The following is an 18416-nucleotide window of genomic DNA, read 5'->3' on the forward strand; positions in this document are numbered from 1 at the left end:
AAGCCACGCTGTCCGGAGGGGCGCGCCGCGCCTATGCTCGGCGTGAAAGAGATGAGGACCGCCGCGATGCCCGAAACACCCGAGACCCAAGCCGCCGCGCTCGCCCGTCTGGGCCTGCGCATGGAGGCCGCCGACCCCGAGCGCATGGCGATGCTCGCAGCGCAGCTCCGCGCCGATGCCCTTCACCTGCGCCGCAAGCTGCCCTTCGGGACCGAACCGCTCGGCGGGCCGGTGAGCGGCCGGCCGCAGGAGCCTGAGGCGTGAGCCCCTGGACCCTGTCGGCGGCCGCCGAGGCGATGCAGGAGGGTAAACTCACCGCACGGGCGCTGGTCGAGGACTGTCTGGAACGCATCGACTCGCGGCCCGAGCTTGCCGCCTTCGTCACTGTCACCGCCGAGACCGCCCGGCGTGCCGCCGATATGGCAGACAGCGCCTCGGCGCGTGGCCCGCTGCATGGCCTGCCGCTGGGGCTGAAGGACATCATCGAGACCGAGGGCGTGCGGACCGCCGGCGGCTCGCGACTGTTCCTCGACCGGGTGCCGGCGCTCTCGGCCGCGCTCTGGGATCGGCTGGAGGCGGCGGGCGCGATCCTGCTCGGCAAGACCACCACCTGGGAATTCGCCATCGGCGGCACCAGGCAGGATCTGCCCTTTCCGCCGGCGCTGAACCCCTGGGATGTGACGCGCGAGACCGGCGGCTCCTCCTCCGGCTCGGCGGCGGCGGTGGCGGCGGGCATGGTGCCCGGGGCCATCGGCACCGATACGGCGGGCTCGATCCGGGTGCCCGCCGCGTGGTGCGGCTGTGCCGGGCTGAAGCCGACGCAGGGGCTGGTGAGCCGCGCGGGCATCTACCCGCTGTCGCACACGCTCGACCATGCCGGGCCTATCGCCTGGACGGTGCGGGACTGCGCGCTGCTGATGAGTGCGCTGGCCGGCCCGGATCCCCGCGACCCTTCGACCCGCAACGCCCCCGCGCTCGACTGGCTCGGGCGGCTGGATGGCGGCGTCTCCGGCCTGCGGATCGGCATTGCCGAGGGGCTGCTCGACGATATCGACGCGGAGATGGCCGACGGCATCGCCGCCGCAGGTCGGGCGCTTGTGCATGCGGGCGCCGAGCTGGTGCCCGTGACCCTGCCGCCGCTGCGCGATTTCGACGCCGCCTGCAACATCATCACCCGCTCCGAGACCTTCAGCTATTACCGCGACGCGCTCGCCACCCGGCCCGAAGCCTTCGGCGAGGAAACCCGCGCCCGGATGATGGCGGGCGGGCTGGTCGCGGCGGCGGAGTATATCGACGCGCTGCGCATCCGCACCGAACTGATCGAGGCGATGGAGCGGCTGTTCACCGGGGTCGACCTGCTGCTCGCGCCGCTCGCGGGCTCGACCGCGCCCGAGGCCGGCAGCGCCACCAGCTATGCGCGCCTCGCCACACGGCCCTTTTCCGTCACCGGCAGCCCGGCGCTCTCGGTGTGCAGCGGCTGGGGATCGGACGGGCTGCCACTCTCGGCGCAGATCGTCGGGCCGGCCTATGGCGACCCCATCGTGCTGGCGGCGGGCGCGGTGATCGAGCAGGCGCTTGGCGAACGCGACCGGCGGGTTTGAGGCTCAGCCGTCGCGGGAGAGCGCCTCGGCGAGGAAATCGACAAAGCAGCGGATTCGCGGGCTGAGAAACCGCGCGTCGTGATAGATCGCGTAGAGCGGCACGCCCTCGGCAGGCGCGAACCCGTCGAGCAGCGGCACCAGCCGTCCCGCCGCCAGATCCGCCTCGACCACATGCCGCGACAGGCAGGCGATGCCGAGCCCGGCCAGCACCAGCCCGCGCAGCATCGAGCCCTGACTGGCGCTGAATGCGCCCTGCACCGGAACCGCCAGCGCCTGCCCCGCATCCTCGAAATGCCAGGTGTTGAACATCGGCCGGGTGCTCAGCAGGCAGGTATGCTGCGCCAGATCGCGCGGATGTGCAGGCGTTCCTGCGCGGGCGAGATAGGCCGGCGTGGCACAGATCACCAGCGGCGACGAGCCGATGCGGCGCCGGATGAAACTGTCGCGCGCGGGGGTCTCGTGTGTGATGGTCAGGTCGACCGCGTCCTCGATCGGATCGGTGAAGCCGTTGCGCAGATGGAATTCCACCGCCAGCTCCGGATATCGCGCGTGGAACTCCGCCATGACCGGCGCGATGCGCGTCTCCGCCACCGAGGCCGAGACAAAGACCCGCAGCAGCCCGGCAGGCCGCCCGGCGCCGGCGCTGAGGCTCGCCTCCGCCTCCGAAAGCGCCGCGACCGCCTGACGGCAGCCCTCGTACCAGGTGCGGCCCTCGGCGGTGGCGGCAAGCCGGCGCGAGTCGCGATCGACCAGACGCAGGCCGAGCTGCGCCTCCAGCCGCGCGACGGTTTTCGAGACGGTGGAGGGCGTCAGCCCCAGCCGCCTTGCGGCAAGGGAAAAGCTGCCCTCCTCGATGACGGCGGCGAAGACAAAGATGTCGGACTTGCGGTGCAGCATGGTGGCGCGACTATGCCGCCGGGTCCGGGCACAGGGAAGAGCGGCAACAGGGAAGGCGCTACGTTTCGGGCCAAACAGGCCCCGCGGCCTCTGGCGCTCTGCGCAAAGTTTGGGCGACACAAAGAAATAATTCAGCATTCTTCAATAACAGATATCAGGACAATTCATGTTATATTGACTGTTTGCCGCCGGGCCGGATCTTTGGCGACATGGAGACCCGGGCATGACTCACACCCATTTCGATCAGGTCGCCCGCGACACCGGCGACGACCCGTTCGGCGCCGCCGCTCGCGCGCATTTCGAGGCCTGGATGGCACGCGACCCGCTCACGCCTTTCGGGCTGGGCAAGCGGCCTGCGCTGATCAATGTCGACCTGCAACGGCGCTACACCGATACCGGCAGCTTTGGCACCGCCTATCCCGGCCACCCCGAGCAGTTCACCGCGATCGATGCGCTGGCAAGCGCTCTGCGCGGCCTCGGCCTGCCCGTGGTCTGGACCTATGTCGCCTACCGCCCGGACGGCAGCGATTGCGGGCTCTGGGGACGGCGTTCGACCTCTCCCACCGCGATCCATACCGTCACCGAAGACCACCCTCATGCGGAACTCGACCCGCGCCTCGACGTGGACCGCGCCCGCGATCTGGTGTTGCGCAAGCGCATGGCATCGGCGTTTTTCGAGACACATCTGCCCTCGTATCTGCGGCTCGCGGGTGTCGACAGCGTGATCGTCACCGGCGGCGCCACCTCGGGCTGCGTGCGTCAGACCGCGGTCGACGCCATGTCCTCTGGCCTGCCCGTCACCCTGCCGCTGGAATGCGTGGCCGACCGCGAACCCGGCCCGCATTACGCCAATCTCTACGACATGGCGACGAAATATGCCGACATCCGCCCGGTTGTCGATGTCCTCTCCCATCTCGCCCATCTGAAGGACCAGAAATGAGCCTTTTGCCGACCAAACCCGGTTTCATGGCCGGGCGCAGCGTGCCGCCCGAGCCCGGATATTATGACTACGCCCCCTATATGGGCCGACCAAAGATAACATGGCCGGAGGGCAAGCGTCTGGCCTTCTGGGTCGCGCCCAATATCGAATTCTACGAGCTGGCCCCACCCGCCAGTGAGGCCCGCGCGGTCTGGTATCGGCCCGAGCCGGACGTGCTCAACTACGCCATGCGCGATTACGGCAACCGCGTCGGTTTCGACCGGATGGCCGATGTCATGGCGGCGCATGGCGTGCGTGGTTCGGTCTCGCTCAACGTGGCGGTCTGCGACCATTACCCGAAGATCATCGAACGCTGCTGCGAACTGGGCTGGGAGCTCTTCAGCCACGGCATCTACAACACCCGCTACATGTACGGCATGAGTGAGGACGAGCAGCGCCGGGTGATCCGCGACGCGCGCAAGACGATCCTGCGGGTCTCGGGGCAGCGCCTCGACGGCTGGCTCTCCCCCGCGATTTCGAACGAGCTGGAAACGCAGGATCTGCTCGCAGAGGAAGGGCTGCTCTACACGCTCGATCTGTTCCACGACGACCAGCCGATGCCGGTGAAGACCCGTTCGGGTAAGAAATTCACTTCGCTGCCCTATATGATGGATGTGAACGACGTGCCGGTGCTGAACTTCCAGAGCATCTCGCCGCAGGATTACCTCCAGCTCATCAAGGATCATTTCGACCAGCTTTATGCCGAGGGCGAAGAGAGCGGCACCGTCATGTGCCTGCCGCTGCACCCCTATCTCATCGGCCAGCCGCACCGGCTGTGGATCCTCGATCAGGCGCTGGATTACATCTGCTCGCATAGCGGCGTCTGGCTCGCGACCGGGCGCGAGATCGCGCAGTGGTTCAACGACCACCATTACGATGAGATGGAGCGCTGGATCGCCGGCCTTGGTCAGGAGGGCGGGGAATGAGCGTGCCCGAGAGCTATTTCGACTATCCGAACCGCCGCGAGGGGGTCGATCACGACCGCTTTGCCTTCCGGTCCTTGCGCGATGCGCCGCCGGTGCAATGGTCGCACGGTGGCAAGCTGGCGCTCTGGGTCACGCTGCATCTGGAGCATTTCCCGCTCAACATGCCGGGCAAGCCGCTGCTGCCCATCGGCGGGTTCGATCGCCCCGGCGTCAGCGTCTGGGATTATACCGAACGCGATTACGGCAACCGGGTCGGGATCTTCCGCCTGATGCGGCTGCTCGACCGGCACGGCATCACGCCCACCGTGGCGATGAACGCGGCGGTGGCAGAGCGCTGCCCGCCGCTGATGGAGGCGATGCTGGAGCGCGGCTGGGAGATCGCGGCGTCTGGCGTGGATATGGGCCATCTGCACCATGGCGAAATCCCGCCCGAGGAAGAGGCGCGGCTTGTCGCCGAAAGCTTTGCAACGCTCAGACGCATTTCCGGGCAGGCGGTGACCGGCTGGCATTCGCCGGCGCATTCGCAATCGCCCCGCACCGCCGATCTGGTGGCCGCCGAGGGTGGCCAATGGATCGCCGACTGGATCAATGACGACATGCCCTATCGCTTCCGCACAGATGCGGGGTCTCTGGTGCAGATGCCGCTCAGCTACGATCTGTCCGACCGCAAGGTGATGCAGCTTCAGGCCCAGCCCGCCGCGATCTGGTCCGGACAGGTGGAGGCCGCGCGCGATCTGCTGCTGTCGGAGACCGCGACCTATGGCGGGCGCATTCTGTCGCTGTCGCTCTCGCCCTGGGTGGCGGGGCGGCCCGCCAAGATCGCGACGCTCGACCGGCTGTTCAGTTCGCTGCTTTCCGACTCGGAGGTGAAACCCGCGACCGGCGGCGCGCTGGCCGCAGACTGGGCGGCGCAGGTTCCCGCATGACCGGGCTGCCGCGCCCGGCCTCCGGCGATCTCGCCGCGCTCGACGCGATTGCGGCGGCAGACGAGATCCGCGCGGGTCGGCTCACCAGCGAGGCGCTGGTGCAGGCCTGTCTCGACCGGATCGCCGTGCGCGACGAGGCGGTGCGCGCCTGGACCCATCTCGACCCCGAGGCGGCGCTCGCCGCCGCCCGCGCCGCAGACCGCAGCGCGCCGCAAGGGCTGCTGCATGGCGTGCCGGTCGGCATCAAGGACGTGATCCGCACCGCCGACATGCCCACCGGCATGAACTCCCCGCATCACCAGAGCGACGGCCCGACGCAGGACGCGGCGGCGGTGGAGATCCTGCGCCATCACGGCGCCATCGTGCTGGGCAAGCTCGACACGGTGGAATTCGCGGTGAACGGACGGCGCGCGGCCACGCGCAACCCGCATGATCCGGCCCACACGCCGGGCGGCTCCTCCAGCGGCTCCGGCGCGGCGGTCGCGGATTTCCAGGTGCCGCTGGCGCTCGGCACCCAGACCGGCGGCTCGGTGATCCGCCCGGCGGCATTCTGCGGCGTGCCCGCGATGAAACCGAGCTGGGGCAGCGTGCCGACCGAGGGCATGCGGAGCTGCTCAGCAAGCCTCGACACACTCGGCTGGTATGGCCGGTCCGTCCGCGACCTTGCACTGCTCTGGCGGGCCTTCCAATGGCAGGCCGCCCTCCCCGTCGCCCCAGAGATCGCCGGCCTGCGCATCGGGCTCTGCCTGTCGCCGGTGGCAGACCTCCTGCAACCGCCGGCGCTGGCGGCGCTGGCCATGGCGGCAGAGGCGCTGCGCGGCGCGGGTGCCGAGGTGATCCCGGTCGAGCTGCCGGAACCGGAGGGCGCGCGGCTTTCCGAGGCGCATAAGACGGTGATGCAGGGCGAGATGCGCGCCACCTTTCTGAACGAGGCGCTGCGCTTTCCCGATCTCTACCCCGAGCTGCGCGGCATCGTCACCGCGCCGATGCAAGACGATTTCCTCGACGCGCTCGATTTCGCCGCCGCGATGCGGCCCCGGACGGATGCGCTTTTTGCGCCTTTCGACGCGGTACTCACCCCGTCGGCACCCGATGTGGCGCCCATCGGGCCGGAAAACACGGGCGGCGCGCTCTGCAACCGGATCTGGACACTGCTGCATCTGCCGGTGATCCACCTGCCGCTGCCGCACGGCCCCGGCCTGCTGCCCGCCGGCGTCTCGCTGATCGCGCCGCGCGGGCGCGACGCGGCGCTGCTGAATACGGCGACAGCGCTGGAAGGGCTCTTTGCCACCTGCCCGCCGCGCGGCGCCTGATCTTTACATTACACTGTGTTCTATGTGAGCGCGCCATCCAGTGCCGAGAGGGCGCCGGTTCCGCGCCCCGCGAAGAAACCATGACAAATAAGCACGAAGCCTGCCCGTTTTCACACATATCAGCGGTGAAAGCTGCGTATTTCATCATCATTCCACAAACCGACAATACATACTGACATATTATAGCTAAAAGCATTTACATCATCTCTACGCATGTCATGACGGTATCCATGAGGCCGCGCGCGTCGCAGCCGCTGTGACCGAGGACAGGAATGATACGCATCGGAATTGATATCGGGGGCACCTTCACCGATTTCGCCGTCTGGCAGGGCAAGGAAGGCTTCGACCGGATCCTGACGCACAAGACCCCGTCGACCCCGCCGGATTTCGCCGAGGGCATCAAGACCGGGCTGCGCGATCTGCTGCCGCGCATCGAACGCGCGCCTGACGAGCCGATCCTGATCGTGCACGGCATGACCGTGGGCACCAACACCGTCATCGAACGCTCCGGCGCGCCGCTGGCCCTGCTGGTCACCGAAGGGTTCAAGGATATCCTGCGGCTCGGGCGGCTGCGGGTGCTGAAGCCTTTCGACATGTTCTCCTCTCGCGTCGAGCCGCTGATTGCGCGCTCGGAGGTCTATGAGATCGACGAGCGCACCGCCCCCGAGGGTCGCGAGATCGCGGCGCTCGACACCGGCGCCTGCGTGACCGCCGCGCGCAACGCCAAGGCCAAGGGGATCCATACGCTGGTGGTCTGCTTCCTGCATTCCTACGCCGCCCCCGCCCATGAGTTGGCCGCGCGCGACGCGATCCTTGCTGCCGAGCCGGATATGGACGTGGTGCTGAGCCACGAGGTCTGGCCGCAGGAGGGCGAATACGAACGCGCCACGCTGGGGGTGCTCAATGCCTTTGTAAAGCCGGTGATGTCGGCCTATCTGGGCGAGGTCGAGAGTTTTCTTGCCGAAGAGCTGCCCGAGGCGCGGCTGTTCGTGGCAAAATCCAATGGCGGCATGATGTCCTCTGCCGAGGCGCGGGTCTTCCCGGTGCACACGCTGCTCTCCGGCCCCGCCGCCGGGGTCACCGCGACGCAGTTTCTGGGTCAGCTCACCGGGCAGGACGACCTCTTAACCATGGATATGGGCGGCACCTCCACCGATATGTCGCTGGTGCGCGACGGGCGCTCGATCACCTCCAACGGCTCCGAGATCGGGGATTTCCCGCTGACCCTGCCGGTCACCACCATCGAGGCGATGGGCGCCGGCGGCGGCTCGATCCTCTGGACCGACGGCGCGGTTCTGCGTGCCGGGCCGCGCAGCTCCGGCGCCCGCCCCGGCCCCGCCTGCTACGGGCGCGGCGGCACGGAGCCGACACTTTCGGATGCTTACCTGCTCTGCGGCTATCTCGGCGACGCGCTGCTGGGCGGCGATCTGGTGCTCGACCGCGCGGCCTCCGAGGCGGCCTTTGCCCCCATCGCCGAAACGCTGGGCACCGGCACGGCGGAGGCGGCGGACAATGCGATCACCGTGGCCACCGCCACCATGGTGGGCCGCGCGATGCCCTACATGGCGCGGCTCGGCGTCGATCCGCAGCAGCTCACGCTGGTGCTGTTCGGCGGCGCGGGCTCGATCCACGGGCCGCTGCTTGCCGATGAGCTGGGGATTTCCCGCGTGCTCGTGCCGCCGACGCCCTCGGTCTTTTGCGCGGCGGGCTGTCTCGTCGCGCCGGTGATCCACGACGCCGTGCGCTCGGTGCGCGGCCCGGTCGAGGTCGAGCCGGTTTTCGAGCAGCTCGAAGCGCAGACCCGCGACTGGCTCGCGGGGCAGATCGAGCCGGGTTGGCTGCTCGGCACCTCGATCGAGCGCTACGCATCAATGCGCTATGTCGGCCAGTCCTTCTCGCTCGACGTGGCGCTGCCCGAGGGGGGTGGACGTGCGGAGGCCGAAGCGGCCTTTCACGCCGAACACCAGCGCGTCTATTCCCATGCCGACCCCGCAGCGCCGGTGGAATTCGTCGAGCTGCGCGTGCGCATCGTGGGCTTGCTGCCCACCCCGCCGGGCGGAGACAGCCGCAGCGCGGGCACCGGCGAGGCCGCCCCCACCGGCCACCGCCCGATGCGCTTTGCCGGGCAGACCGTCGACGCGGTGCCGATCTATGCGCGCGGCGATCTCGGCGCCGCGGCCTCGGTCGACGGCCCCGCGATCATCGACCAGGTGGACACCTCGATCCTCGTGCCCGCGGGCTTCACCGCCACGGCGGGCGAGATCGGCGAACTCGTTCTGGAAAGGAAGGCCTGAGATGGACGCGATCCGCACCGAGGTGATGCGCAACCGCTTTGCGGCGCTGGTCGAGGAAGCCTCGATCATCCTCTACAAGACCGCCCACACCACCTTCATCAAGCAGACGCAGGATTATCAATGCGCCATGTGCACGGTGGAGGGCGAAGTCTTTGCCTATCCCCGCTCCAACGGGGTGGCGACGCTGGTGGGCCTGTCGCTGAAACCGGCCATCGACCGGATCGGGGTCGAGAACATCCACCCCGGCGATGTGATCATCACCAACGATCCGTTCTCGACCGAGGGCATGTGCACCCACACACCCGACATTTTCACCCTGCGCCCGATCTTCCATGAGGGCGAGCTTTTGTGCTTCTCCTGGGCGTTTGCGCATGTCTCGGACGTGGGCGGCGCGGTGCCCTCCTCGATTTCGCCGTCCTTTACCGAGATCTTCCAGGAAGGGCTGCGCATGCGCCCGGTCAAGCTCTTCCGCGAGGGGGAGCTCAACGAGCAGCTCAAGGACATCATCTCGGACAACTGCCGTATCCCGTCCGAGACATGGGGCGACATCATCGCCATGTGTTCGGCGCTGTCCTCCATGGACCGGCGGATCATCGAGCTGGTGGAGCGCTACAGCGTCGACGACCTGACGGCGGGTATCCGTGAGGTGCTGGCCTATGGCGAGGCCAAGGCGCGCGAGGTGATCTCGGATCTGCCGGACGGGTCGTGGAGCTTTTCGGATTATATCGAGGTGGTCGCGGGCCAGCCGCTGCTCTTGCGCTGCACGATGACGGTCACCGGCTCGGATGTGCTGCTGGATTTCACCGGATCCTCGCCGCAGGTGCAGGCCGCGTGCAACTTCGTCACCGGCGCGGCGCCGCACCCGGCGCTGGTGCGCTGCTTCGTGGCCTATCTGCTCAGCTCCTCGCCCGAGATGCCGATGAATGGCGGCATCGTGCGCCCGATCCGCACCCGCGCGCCCAAGGGCGTGATCATGAACGCCGAGTTCCCGGCGGCCTCGGGCAACCGTGCCGCCTCCTACACCCGCATCTACGACCTCGTGCTCGGCTGCCTCAATCAGGCGATCCCCGAGGCGCTGGCGGGCGGCGGTGGTTCGCAGGCGGCGATCATCGCCGCCTCGGTCACCGACCCGCTGACCCGCAAGCCCAGGGTCTCGGTCATCCAGCCGCTGATCGGCGGCTCCGGCGGGCGGCGCAGCATGGACGGGATCGACGCCATCGACACGCCGTTCGGCTTCCTGCGCTCGGCGCCCACCGAAAGCGTGGAGCACGAGATGCCCTTCCTCGTGCGCCGCTTCGGGCTGGTCACCGACAGTTTCGGCGCGGGCCGCTACCGCGGCGGCGCGGCGCTGGAGATCGAGCTGGAGAACCGCAGCCACGAAGCCACCTTTTCGGTGCGCGGCTGCGACCGGTTCACCTTTCAGCCCTGGGGCGTGGCCGGCGGCGCTGCCGGTCATTGCGGCGGCGGCTGGAAGAACGGCGAACCGGTCAGCATGATCGAGCTGCAAAAACTCGGGCGCGGCGACCGGCTGCATCTGCGCTCCCCCTCGGGCGGCGGCTTTGGCGACCCGCTGGAGCGCGACCCGGAGGCGGTGCTGCTGGATGTCCGCGACGGGCTGTTGAGCGAAGCGCGCGCGCTGGTCGATTACGGCGTGGTGATCCGCGACGGCGCGCTCGATCTCCAGGCGAGCGGGGCCGCGCGGGCAGAGGCGAAAGCCAGGACCGAACCGCAAGACGGGCTCTTCAATGTCGGCGCCCAACGCCGCGCCTATGAGACCGACTGGCCGGAACCCTCCACCGTGGCGCTCTCCATCGGGCTGCTCGAGGCGCCCTCGGGCCTGCGCTCGGCGGTCAAGACCTGGGTCACCGAACGCCAGCCCAAAGGCGCCGACCCCGAAACCGTAAACGCCCTGCTCAAAGAGGGGCTCGCACAGATCCTGTGAGCCCGCCCCGGCCCGTCACCGGGCCGGCCCACCCAGACAGAACGAGTGAGACCATGCATCAACTTGCCACCGTGCCCTCCGACACCGAGCTTCCGAAATCCGCCGATGTCGTCGTGATCGGCGGCGGCATCGTCGGCGCCTGCACCGGGCTCTTCCTCGCCGAGGCCGGGTTCAAGGTGGTGATCTGCGAAAAGGGCGAATTCGGCGCCGAGCAATCCAGCCGCAACTGGGGCTGGGTGCGCAAGATGGGCCGCGACCCGCGCGAGCTGCCGCTGGCGATCCAGGCCTTCGAGGAATGGAAGGGGCTCAACGCGCTCACCGGCGAAGAGACCGGCTTTCGTCAGCAGGGCATCACCTATTTCGCCGAGACCGAAGAGATGATGGCGAAATACCTGCACTGGCTCGACTACGCCAGGGAATACCAGCTCGACACGCGCGAGATTACGTCCGACGAGCTGAAAGAACTGGTGCCCGGCATGGCACGCGACTTTGCCGGCGGGCTGCACACGCCCTCGGACGGCATGGCCGAGCCCGCGCTTGTCACCGCCGCCGTGGTCACCGGCGCGCGCAAATTCGGCGCGCTGGCCTTTTCGCGCTGCGCGGTGCGCGGGGTGGAGACCGAGGCCGGCAAGCTCTCCGGCGTTGTCACCGAGAAGGGCGCGATCAAATGCCCCTTTGCAGTGCTGGCGGGCGGCACCTGGTCGACGCTCTTTGCGCGCAATCTCGGCATCCGCATCCCGCAGCTCAAGTTCCTCGCCAACGTGATGCGCACCGAGCCCATCGCGGGCGGCCCCGAGGGCTGCGGCTCCGGCCCCGGCTTCGGCTTCCGCAAGCGGCTGGATGGCGGCTACAACGTCTCGATGCGCTCGGCGCATCCGGTCGACATCGTGCCCGACAGCTTCCGCTTTTACCGCGATTTCCAGCAGGCGCTGAGCCACGAGAAAAAGGCCATGCGGCTGCGCGTGTCGCGCCGCAGCTTCCACGAGCTGATGGTGCCGAATTCCTGGAAGCTCGACGCGGTCTCGCCCTTCGAGAAAGAGCGGATCCTGAACCCCGAGCCCGCGCACAAGATCCTCGACGAGGCCAAGGTGAATATCGGCAAGCTGTTCCCGGCGCTGAAAGATATCAGGATCGCCGACCGGATCGGCGGGCAGGTCGATGCCACCCCCGACGCGCTGCCGATCATCTCCGGCGTGGACGACATCCCCGGCCTGCATGTGGCCACCGGGTTCTCGGGCCACGGCCTTGGCGTCGCGCCCGGCGCGGGGCGGATGATCGCGCAGATGATCCAGGGCAAGACGCCACTGGTCGACCCCGAGCCATATCGCCTGTCGCGCTTCACCGACGGCACCAAGATCGAACACTGGCCCATCGGGTTCTGAGACGGAGTCCTCCATGACCACCCCCATCGACCATATCGTACTGCTGGTTCACGATCTCGCCGCCGCCACCGCGACGTTCCAGGCGGCCGGGTTCAGCGTGTTGACCCGCAAGGACGCCACGCAGAAGGGCGGCGCGAGCTATCGCTTCGTCTGTTTCGCCGACGGCAGCTATCTGCTGCTCACCGCCTTCACGCCCGAAGGCGCCGCCAGCCACCGGCTCGGGCCGATCCTCGCCGAGACCGAGGGCCCCGGCGACTGGTCGCTCACCGTGCCCTCGGTGGACAAGGCCAGCGCGTTCGGCGCGGCGGCGGGGGTGACGCTGGGCACCACTCATGACGTCGCCAACGATGTGGAGGACGGCCATTGGGCGCTGCGCCTGCTTTTGACCGGCATCGGCGCCGGCGGCGATGACGCGCTGCCCTTCCTGATCGAGGATGTGCAGGGCCGCAACCTGCGCATCCCCGCCGCCGTGCCGCATGCCAACGGCGCCACCGGCATCGCCGAGCTGACCGTCGCCGCCGCCGATCCGGAGGGCTCCGCCCGGCGTGTCGCGGCGCTGGCCGGGCTGCCGCAGCCGCTGGGCGCACGTCTCACCGTCACGCCGGGCCAGTCGCTGCGCTTCGTGCCGCTCGACCCGCAGGGGCTTGGCACCGCGCGGACCGGAGGCTGCACCGGCATAAGGCTCTCCGGCGTGACCGCGCCGCTCGCCGGGATCGAGGGCAGCGCGCTGCGCGTCACCGCGGGGGTGCCGGCATGAGCGATGCCTTCCTGATCGAACCCGACGCGCTCGAAGCGCGGCTCGGCACAGAAAACCTGCGGGTGCTGGACTGTTCCTGGGCAATCCCCGAGGCCGGGCGCAACCCGCGCGCCGATTTCGAGGCGGCGCATATCCCCGGCGCGCAGTTCTTCGATCTCGACCGTGCGTCGGACCCCGACAGCCCGCATCCCAACATGATGCCCTCGGGCGCGCATTTCGGCACCTATGTGGGCGCGCTCGGCATCGACGCGGGCTGCCAGATCGTGCTCTATGACGACAGCTATGTCTCGGCCCGGGTCTGGTGGATGTTCCGCAGCTTCGGCCACGAGCGGGTGCGCATCCTCAACGGCGGCTGGAAGCGCTGGAAAGCCGAGGGCCGGCCCATCGCCAAGGGCGCGCCCGAGACGCCGGAGCCCGCCTTCTTCCCGATCCGCAACCAGCCGCGCGGCATCGCCGGCTGGGAAGAGATCCGCGATGCGCTGGAGAAGGGCGCGCAGGTTGTCGACGCGCGCAGCCCCGAGCGGTTTTCCGGCGCAATGGACTCGGGCTATCCCGGTGTCGCGGGCGGGCATATGCCCGGCGCGGTCAACCTGCCCTGGCAGGTCATGCTGCCGCAATCGGGCGATTTCACCTTCCTACCCCCCGCCGATGCCGAAGCCGCCTTTCGCGCCGCCGGCATCGACCCCAGCCAGCCGGTACTGTCGACCTGCGGCTCGGGCGTGACCGCCGCGATCCTGGTGTTCCAGCTCGCCCGGCTGGGCCGCGCGGCGCGGCTCTATGACGGCTCGTGGCACGAATGGGGCCAGCGCGACGACCTGCCCCGCATCAGCGAAGGGGTCTCCTGAGATGACCGAACCGAAACCCGAAACCCTCAACCCCACGAAACTGATCCAGGCCGGGCGCCCCGAAGGCGGCGACGGTCTGCCGGTCAACCCGCCGGTGGTGCGCGCCTCGACCTTTTCCTTCCGCTCGATGGAGGCGTTCAACGCCACCGCCGCCACCCCCTTTGACGCGCCGTTCTATGGCCGTGTGGGCACGCCCACGAGCTTTGCCTTCGAGAGTGCCATGGCCGAACTCGAAGGCGCCCATCGCGCCATCGCCTACCCCTCGGGTCTGGCGGCGATCATGGCGGTCTACATGGCCTATCTCTCGGCAGGCGATCATGTGCTGATGGTCGACAGCGTCTATGGCCCGGCGCGCCGCACCATGGTGCGAAGCCTGTCCCGCATGGGCGTGAGCGTGGATTTCTACGACCCCTCCATCGGCGCGGGGATCGAGGCGCTGATCGGCCCGGAAACCCGGCTCATCTACATGGAATCCCCCGGCAGCGGCACGTTCGAGGTGATGGACGTGCCCGCCATCGTCACCATTGCCCGCAAACACGGGATCGTCACCGCCATCGACAACACCTGGGCGACGCCGCATTACTTCCGCCCGCTGGAGCACGGCGTCGATGTCTCGATCCACGCGGCGACGAAATACATCACCGGCCATTCCGACGCGATGCTGGGCGTGGTGGCGGTGAGTGAGGCGGCGCATGACGCACTGCGCCGCGCCACGCAGGATCTCGGCATGGTGGCGGGCAGCGAAGAGGTCAATCTCGGTCTGCGCGGGCTGCACACGCTGGACGTCCGGCTGGCGCGGCACGATGCCAACGGGCGGGCGCTGGCGACATGGCTGGCGACGCGCCCCGAGACCGGCCGCATCCTGCACCCGGCGCATCCCGACTGCACCGGCCACGCGATCTGGAAACGCGATTTCGCCGGCGCCTCCGGGCTCTTTGCGGTGGAGCTGCCGGGCTGGGACGAGGCGCGCATCAATGCCTTCCTGCGCGGCATGGCGTGCTTCCGCATCGGCTTTAGCTGGGGCGGCTATGAAAGCCTCGCCCTGCCCGCCCATCCCGAGAGCCGCGAACATCCCAAATGGAAAGGCGGGCCGGTGCTGCGCTTTCATGCCGGTCTGGAAGATCCCGCCGACCTGATCGCCGATCTCGACCGCGCCTTTGCCCGGGCCGCAGCCGAAGCGTGAGGCGCCTCAGCGCCCGCGCGCCAGCGCCGGGTCGGCGGGATCGGCCGTCCCGATCGGCATCCGGGTGGCGTTGCGGAAATACTCGTCGATATATGTCTGAAACCGCGCCCCCACCAGCGAGGTGCGGTTGGGCTGGGTCAGCAGCCCGATCTCGCGCATCAGTGTCGGGTGGAAGGGCCGCGCCAGCAGCCGGTTGCTCTCGCGCAGATAGGGCGAGAAGGGCGAAATGATCGACACCCCCGCGCCGGCGGCGACGAAATTGCACACTGCCTCATGGGTGGTCGCCTCGACCACCACCTTGCGCGGCAGACCCAGCCGGTCAAAGATCTGGTCGATCTGGAACCGGGTCGGCGAAGAGCGCGGGAAACCGATGAACGGGAAATCCGCCAGATCCTGCGGCTCGATCATGCGCTTGCCGGCCAGCGGATGATCCGGCGGCATGATGCAGACGGCGGGCTCCGCCGAGATCAGCTCGACATCGAGATCGCCGGTGAAGGCGGGCAGCGACACCAGGCCGAACTCCACCTTGTCGGACTGCACCCAATCGACGATGCGGTCGTGGTGATCGACCTCGAGATTGACGGTGACGCCGGGATTGTCCCTGAGAAACTGTGAGATGATCTGCGGCAAAAGCCCGTTGCCGTAAAGGCTGATCGTGCCGATGCGCAGCTCTCCGATCTCCAGATCGCGGATCGCGAAGGCGCGGCGGTTGAGCTCCTCCAGCCCCGAAAACAGCGAGCCCACCTCCTCGCGCAGCCGCTTGGCCTCGGGCGTGGGGATGGTGCCGTGCCGGGTGCGACGAAACAGCGTGTAGCCGAGGCTCTCCTGCATGTCGGCCATCAGGCGGCTGACGGCGGGCTGCGAGATCTGGAGGAACTCCGCCGCCTTGGTCATGCTGCCCAGAAGCATCACCGCACGGAAGGCCTCGACCTGGCGCATCGTCAGTTGCCGCATACTCTTGACCTCCGTACCCTCTCCGCCCTGCCGCGTCTTCTTTCCCTTGGCAGGGGACTTTTTCCCGGCATTGGGGGAAGATGCCCGTTCCGGTTGCGGCTTACCAGTCATTCTTGCCCGTTTTCCTGTCGCTGCACGATCCGGGGCGGCTTGTGGCTGCGGATCGGGCGCGGCGGCGCGTCGAGCCGCGCCAGCTCGACCAGGCAGCTCTGCGCAGCGCAGCCCTGCCCCATCTCCGAACTGCCGATATCGCGGGTCAGGACGTTGGGGTTGCTGCCCCGGTCCTCGCGCCCGTCGGGATCGTAGGCCGAGCCGGTGGCCAGCATCGCCACGTCGTCATGCAGCGCCGGGTCGATCTGCGCCCAGGCGTGGCAGGCACCCCGGTCGTTGAAGATCCGCAGGATATCGCCCTCGGCAATGCCCCGCTCGCGCGCCGCCTTTTCCGAGATCCGCACCGGCTCCAGCCCGTCCCGCTTGCCCTCGGCGACATAAGCGCTGCCCTCCATCTGCCCGTGCAGCTTGCGCGCCGGCTGCGGCGTCAGCAGGTGCAACGGATAGCGCTTTGCAAGCGGCGCGCCGAGCCATTCCTCAGGATCGAGCCAGGCCGGGTGGCCGGGCTGGCGGCCCTCGGTTTCTTCGATGAGATCCTTCTGGAACAGCTCGATCCGGCCCGACGGCGTGTTGAGCCGGTGCGCCTCCGGATCGGCGCGGTAATCTCCGAACATCACATAGGTTTCGGGCGGTGCCGGGATCTCGGCATAGCCCTGCGCCCAGAAGCGCTCGAAATCCGGCAGCGTCACGCCGCGCGCGGCCATCTCCTGCACGGCGCGGCCATAGGAGTGGCGGATCCAGCCCATCTCGTCGCGCCCGCCGGTAAAGGCGTCGCGGTCGCCCAGCCGCTCGGCGAGATCGGCGAAGATGTCGAAATCGTTGCGCGCCTCGCCCTGCGGCGGAACAAGCTGCTCCATCGCCAGAAGATAGGGCTCGCGCGAGGAGCCGCCGAGATCGTTGCGCTCCAGCGAGGTGGTGGCGGGCAGCACGATATCGGCGTGGCGCGCGGTGGCGGTCCAGTGGCATTCGTGCACGATCACCGTCTCGGGCCGGCGGAACGCCTCGCGCAGCCGGTTGAGATCCTGATGATGGTGGAACGGATTGCCGCCCGCCCAATAGACCAGCCTTATATCGGGATAGGTGCCGGTCTCGCCCATGAAGCGATACTGCCCGCCGGGATCGAGCAGCATGTCGGCCACCCGCGCCACCGGGATCACCGATTTCGCCGGGTTCGGCCCCATGGGCAGCCCGTGCAGCGGCGTGCCGAAACGCGGATTGCCCTGCCCGTTGGTCGAGCCGTAGCCAAAGCCGAAACCGCCGCCGTGCAGACCGATCTGTCCCAGCACCGCCGCCAGCGCCGCCAGCGCCCAGAACGGCTGTTCGCCGTGGCGTGCCCGTTGCAGCGCCCAGTTCGCAGCCAGCATCACCCGCTTGCCGGGCAGCGAGAGGGCAAGCGCGCGGATCGTCTCTGCCGGGATCCCGCAGATCTCCGCCGCCCACTCGGCAGTTTTCTCGATGCCGTCGCTGTCACCCGCCAGATAGGCGGCGAAGGGCCTGAACCCTGCGGTATAGCGGTCGAGAAACGCGCGGTCGTGCCGGCCCGCCCGGATCACCTCGCGGGTCAGCGCGAGGATCAGCGCGGTGTCGGTATTGGGCCGGATCGGCAGCCACTCCGCCTCCGCCCCGTCGAGATCCGCCCTGGAGGGCGAGATATTGACCAGCCGCAGGCCCGAGAGCTGCGCCAGGAACCGCCCGTGCACATGGGTCGAGGCACCGCCCGACTGCACCGCCCAGGTCCGGTCCGGCAGCCCGCCGAAGGCGAGGAAGATATCGCAATGCGCGGCGATGCTCTCGGCGGAGGTCAGATGCGAGCCGATGGCGGCCTTGGTGCCCAGCACGCGCGGGATAAAGGCCTGCGCGGCGCCGTAGCTGTAATTCATCACCTGATCGGTGGAGCCGCCAAAGGCATAGAGAAACCGCCGTATCAGCGTGCGCGCATGGTGGATGCGCCCGGCGGAGGACCAGCCATAGGAGCCGCCGAAAATCGCCGCGTCGCCATGATCGCGCCGCACCCGCGCCAGCTCGCCCGCCGCGCGGTCGAGCGCCTCGTCCCAGCCGACCTGTATGAAGTCGTCCTCACCGCGCCCGGCACCGCCATCGCCCTTCAGCCAGCCCGCGCGCACCAGAGGCGCGGCCACGCGCAGCGGCGAGGTCAGCATCTCGGGCCAGGCGTGAATGAGCCCCGAGGGCTCGGGGTCGTGCTCGAACGGCTCGATGCGGCGCAGCTCGCCATCCACCACCTCGGCGCGGAACGCTCCCCAATGCGAGGCGGAGAGTCGCAGCCTCGTCTGATCGCTCGTACCCAT

Annotated in this window: 15 protein-coding genes; 12 read left to right on the top strand and 3 right to left on the bottom strand. The window is 68.7% G+C overall.

What is annotated here, in order from left to right; translation table 11 throughout:
* Positions 1-66 precede the first annotated feature (66 nt).
* Positions 67-264 carry a hypothetical protein gene (locus I6N89_RS13115; RefSeq protein WP_207018895.1) on the top strand — a complete coding sequence of 66 codons (198 nt, stop codon included), beginning with the start codon at positions 67-69 and terminating at the stop codon, positions 262-264.
* Positions 261-1601: an amidase gene (locus tag I6N89_RS13120; RefSeq protein ID WP_207018896.1), complete on the top strand. Its 1341-nt coding sequence runs from the start codon at positions 261-263 to the stop codon at positions 1599-1601. The genes I6N89_RS13115 and I6N89_RS13120 overlap by 4 nt, the downstream gene beginning before the upstream one ends.
* A 3-nt stretch (positions 1602-1604) precedes the next feature.
* On the opposite strand, the gene I6N89_RS13125 is transcribed toward I6N89_RS13120, so the two are convergent.
* Positions 1605-2498, bottom strand: coding sequence for a LysR family transcriptional regulator (locus I6N89_RS13125; RefSeq protein WP_207018897.1), 894 nt, complete (start codon positions 2496-2498; stop codon positions 1605-1607).
* Between the two features lie 223 nt (positions 2499-2721).
* Between I6N89_RS13125 and I6N89_RS13130 the strand changes: the two genes are divergently transcribed.
* The 10 genes from I6N89_RS13130 (at position 2722) to metC (ending at position 15045) form a co-directional block, all read left to right on the top strand.
* Positions 2722-3438, top strand: a complete 717-nt coding sequence (locus I6N89_RS13130) for an isochorismatase family protein (protein WP_236016599.1) — start codon at positions 2722-2724, stop codon at positions 3436-3438.
* Positions 3435-4403: a polysaccharide deacetylase family protein gene (locus I6N89_RS13135; protein ID WP_236016600.1), complete on the top strand. Its 969-nt coding sequence runs from the start codon at positions 3435-3437 to the stop codon at positions 4401-4403. Before I6N89_RS13130 ends, I6N89_RS13135 begins: the two co-directional genes overlap by 4 nt.
* Complete coding sequence (locus tag I6N89_RS13140; protein WP_207018898.1) at positions 4400-5329, top strand: polysaccharide deacetylase family protein; 930 nt, start codon at positions 4400-4402, stop codon at positions 5327-5329. The genes I6N89_RS13135 and I6N89_RS13140 overlap by 4 nt, the downstream gene beginning before the upstream one ends.
* Entirely contained in the window at positions 5326-6642 is a 1317-nt protein-coding gene (locus I6N89_RS13145; protein WP_207018899.1) for an amidase, read from the top strand. Before I6N89_RS13140 ends, I6N89_RS13145 begins: the two co-directional genes overlap by 4 nt.
* Positions 6643-6914: 272 nt before the next feature.
* Positions 6915-8936 carry a hydantoinase/oxoprolinase family protein gene (locus I6N89_RS13150; protein ID WP_207018900.1) on the top strand — a complete coding sequence of 674 codons (2022 nt, stop codon included), beginning with the start codon at positions 6915-6917 and terminating at the stop codon, positions 8934-8936.
* Between the two features lies 1 nt (position 8937).
* The gene (locus tag I6N89_RS13155; RefSeq protein WP_207018901.1) at positions 8938-10878 is read left to right on the top strand and encodes a hydantoinase B/oxoprolinase family protein; all 1941 of its coding nucleotides are present in this window, start codon (positions 8938-8940) and stop codon (positions 10876-10878) included.
* A 53-nt stretch (positions 10879-10931) separates the two neighbouring features.
* Complete coding sequence (locus tag I6N89_RS13160) at positions 10932-12260, top strand: NAD(P)/FAD-dependent oxidoreductase (RefSeq protein WP_207018902.1); 1329 nt, start codon at positions 10932-10934, stop codon at positions 12258-12260.
* Positions 12261-12273: 13 nt separating this feature from the next.
* Positions 12274-13017, top strand: coding sequence for a VOC family protein (locus tag I6N89_RS13165; RefSeq protein WP_207018903.1), 744 nt, complete (start codon positions 12274-12276; stop codon positions 13015-13017).
* On the top strand, positions 13014-13862 hold the full coding sequence (locus I6N89_RS13170; RefSeq protein WP_207018904.1) for a sulfurtransferase: 849 nt from the start codon (positions 13014-13016) through the stop codon (positions 13860-13862). The genes I6N89_RS13165 and I6N89_RS13170 overlap by 4 nt, the downstream gene beginning before the upstream one ends.
* Before the next feature lies 1 nt (position 13863).
* Positions 13864-15045: a cystathionine beta-lyase gene (gene metC, locus I6N89_RS13175; protein WP_236016601.1), complete on the top strand. Its 1182-nt coding sequence runs from the start codon at positions 13864-13866 to the stop codon at positions 15043-15045.
* Between the two features lie 6 nt (positions 15046-15051).
* On the opposite strand, the gene I6N89_RS13180 is transcribed toward metC, so the two are convergent.
* On the bottom strand, positions 15052-15999 hold the full coding sequence (locus I6N89_RS13180) for a LysR substrate-binding domain-containing protein (protein ID WP_207018906.1): 948 nt from the start codon (positions 15997-15999) through the stop codon (positions 15052-15054).
* A 107-nt stretch (positions 16000-16106) separates the two neighbouring features.
* The gene (locus I6N89_RS13185; protein WP_207018907.1) at positions 16107-18416 is read right to left on the bottom strand and encodes a molybdopterin-dependent oxidoreductase; all 2310 of its coding nucleotides are present in this window, start codon (positions 18414-18416) and stop codon (positions 16107-16109) included.

The organism is Salipiger abyssi (genome assembly GCF_017311415.1).
Taxonomy (GTDB): domain Bacteria; phylum Pseudomonadota; class Alphaproteobacteria; order Rhodobacterales; family Rhodobacteraceae; genus Salipiger; species Salipiger abyssi_A.

What these genes read in the sequence shown, in the direction of transcription:
- I6N89_RS13115 (WP_207018895.1), top strand. Translation starts at nt 67, where the DNA reads ATGCCCGAAACACCCGAGACCCAAGCCGCCGCGCTCGCCCGTCTGGGC.
- I6N89_RS13125 (WP_207018897.1), bottom strand. Translation starts at nt 2,498, where the DNA reads ATGCTGCACCGCAAGTCCGACATCTTTGTCTTCGCCGCCGTCATCGAG.
- I6N89_RS13130 (WP_236016599.1), top strand. Translation starts at nt 2,722, where the DNA reads ATGACTCACACCCATTTCGATCAGGTCGCCCGCGACACCGGCGACGAC.
- I6N89_RS13135 (WP_236016600.1), top strand. Translation starts at nt 3,435, where the DNA reads ATGAGCCTTTTGCCGACCAAACCCGGTTTCATGGCCGGGCGCAGCGTG.
- I6N89_RS13140 (WP_207018898.1), top strand. Translation starts at nt 4,400, where the DNA reads ATGAGCGTGCCCGAGAGCTATTTCGACTATCCGAACCGCCGCGAGGGG.
- I6N89_RS13145 (WP_207018899.1), top strand. Translation starts at nt 5,326, where the DNA reads ATGACCGGGCTGCCGCGCCCGGCCTCCGGCGATCTCGCCGCGCTCGAC.
- I6N89_RS13150 (WP_207018900.1), top strand. Translation starts at nt 6,915, where the DNA reads ATGATACGCATCGGAATTGATATCGGGGGCACCTTCACCGATTTCGCC.
- I6N89_RS13155 (WP_207018901.1), top strand. Translation starts at nt 8,938, where the DNA reads ATGGACGCGATCCGCACCGAGGTGATGCGCAACCGCTTTGCGGCGCTG.
- I6N89_RS13160 (WP_207018902.1), top strand. Translation starts at nt 10,932, where the DNA reads ATGCATCAACTTGCCACCGTGCCCTCCGACACCGAGCTTCCGAAATCC.
- I6N89_RS13165 (WP_207018903.1), top strand. Translation starts at nt 12,274, where the DNA reads ATGACCACCCCCATCGACCATATCGTACTGCTGGTTCACGATCTCGCC.
- I6N89_RS13170 (WP_207018904.1), top strand. Translation starts at nt 13,014, where the DNA reads ATGAGCGATGCCTTCCTGATCGAACCCGACGCGCTCGAAGCGCGGCTC.
- metC (WP_236016601.1), top strand. Translation starts at nt 13,864, where the DNA reads ATGACCGAACCGAAACCCGAAACCCTCAACCCCACGAAACTGATCCAG.
- I6N89_RS13180 (WP_207018906.1), bottom strand. Translation starts at nt 15,999, where the DNA reads ATGCGGCAACTGACGATGCGCCAGGTCGAGGCCTTCCGTGCGGTGATG.
- I6N89_RS13185 (WP_207018907.1), bottom strand. Translation starts at nt 18,416, where the DNA reads ATGGGTACGAGCGATCAGACGAGGCTGCGACTCTCCGCCTCGCATTGG.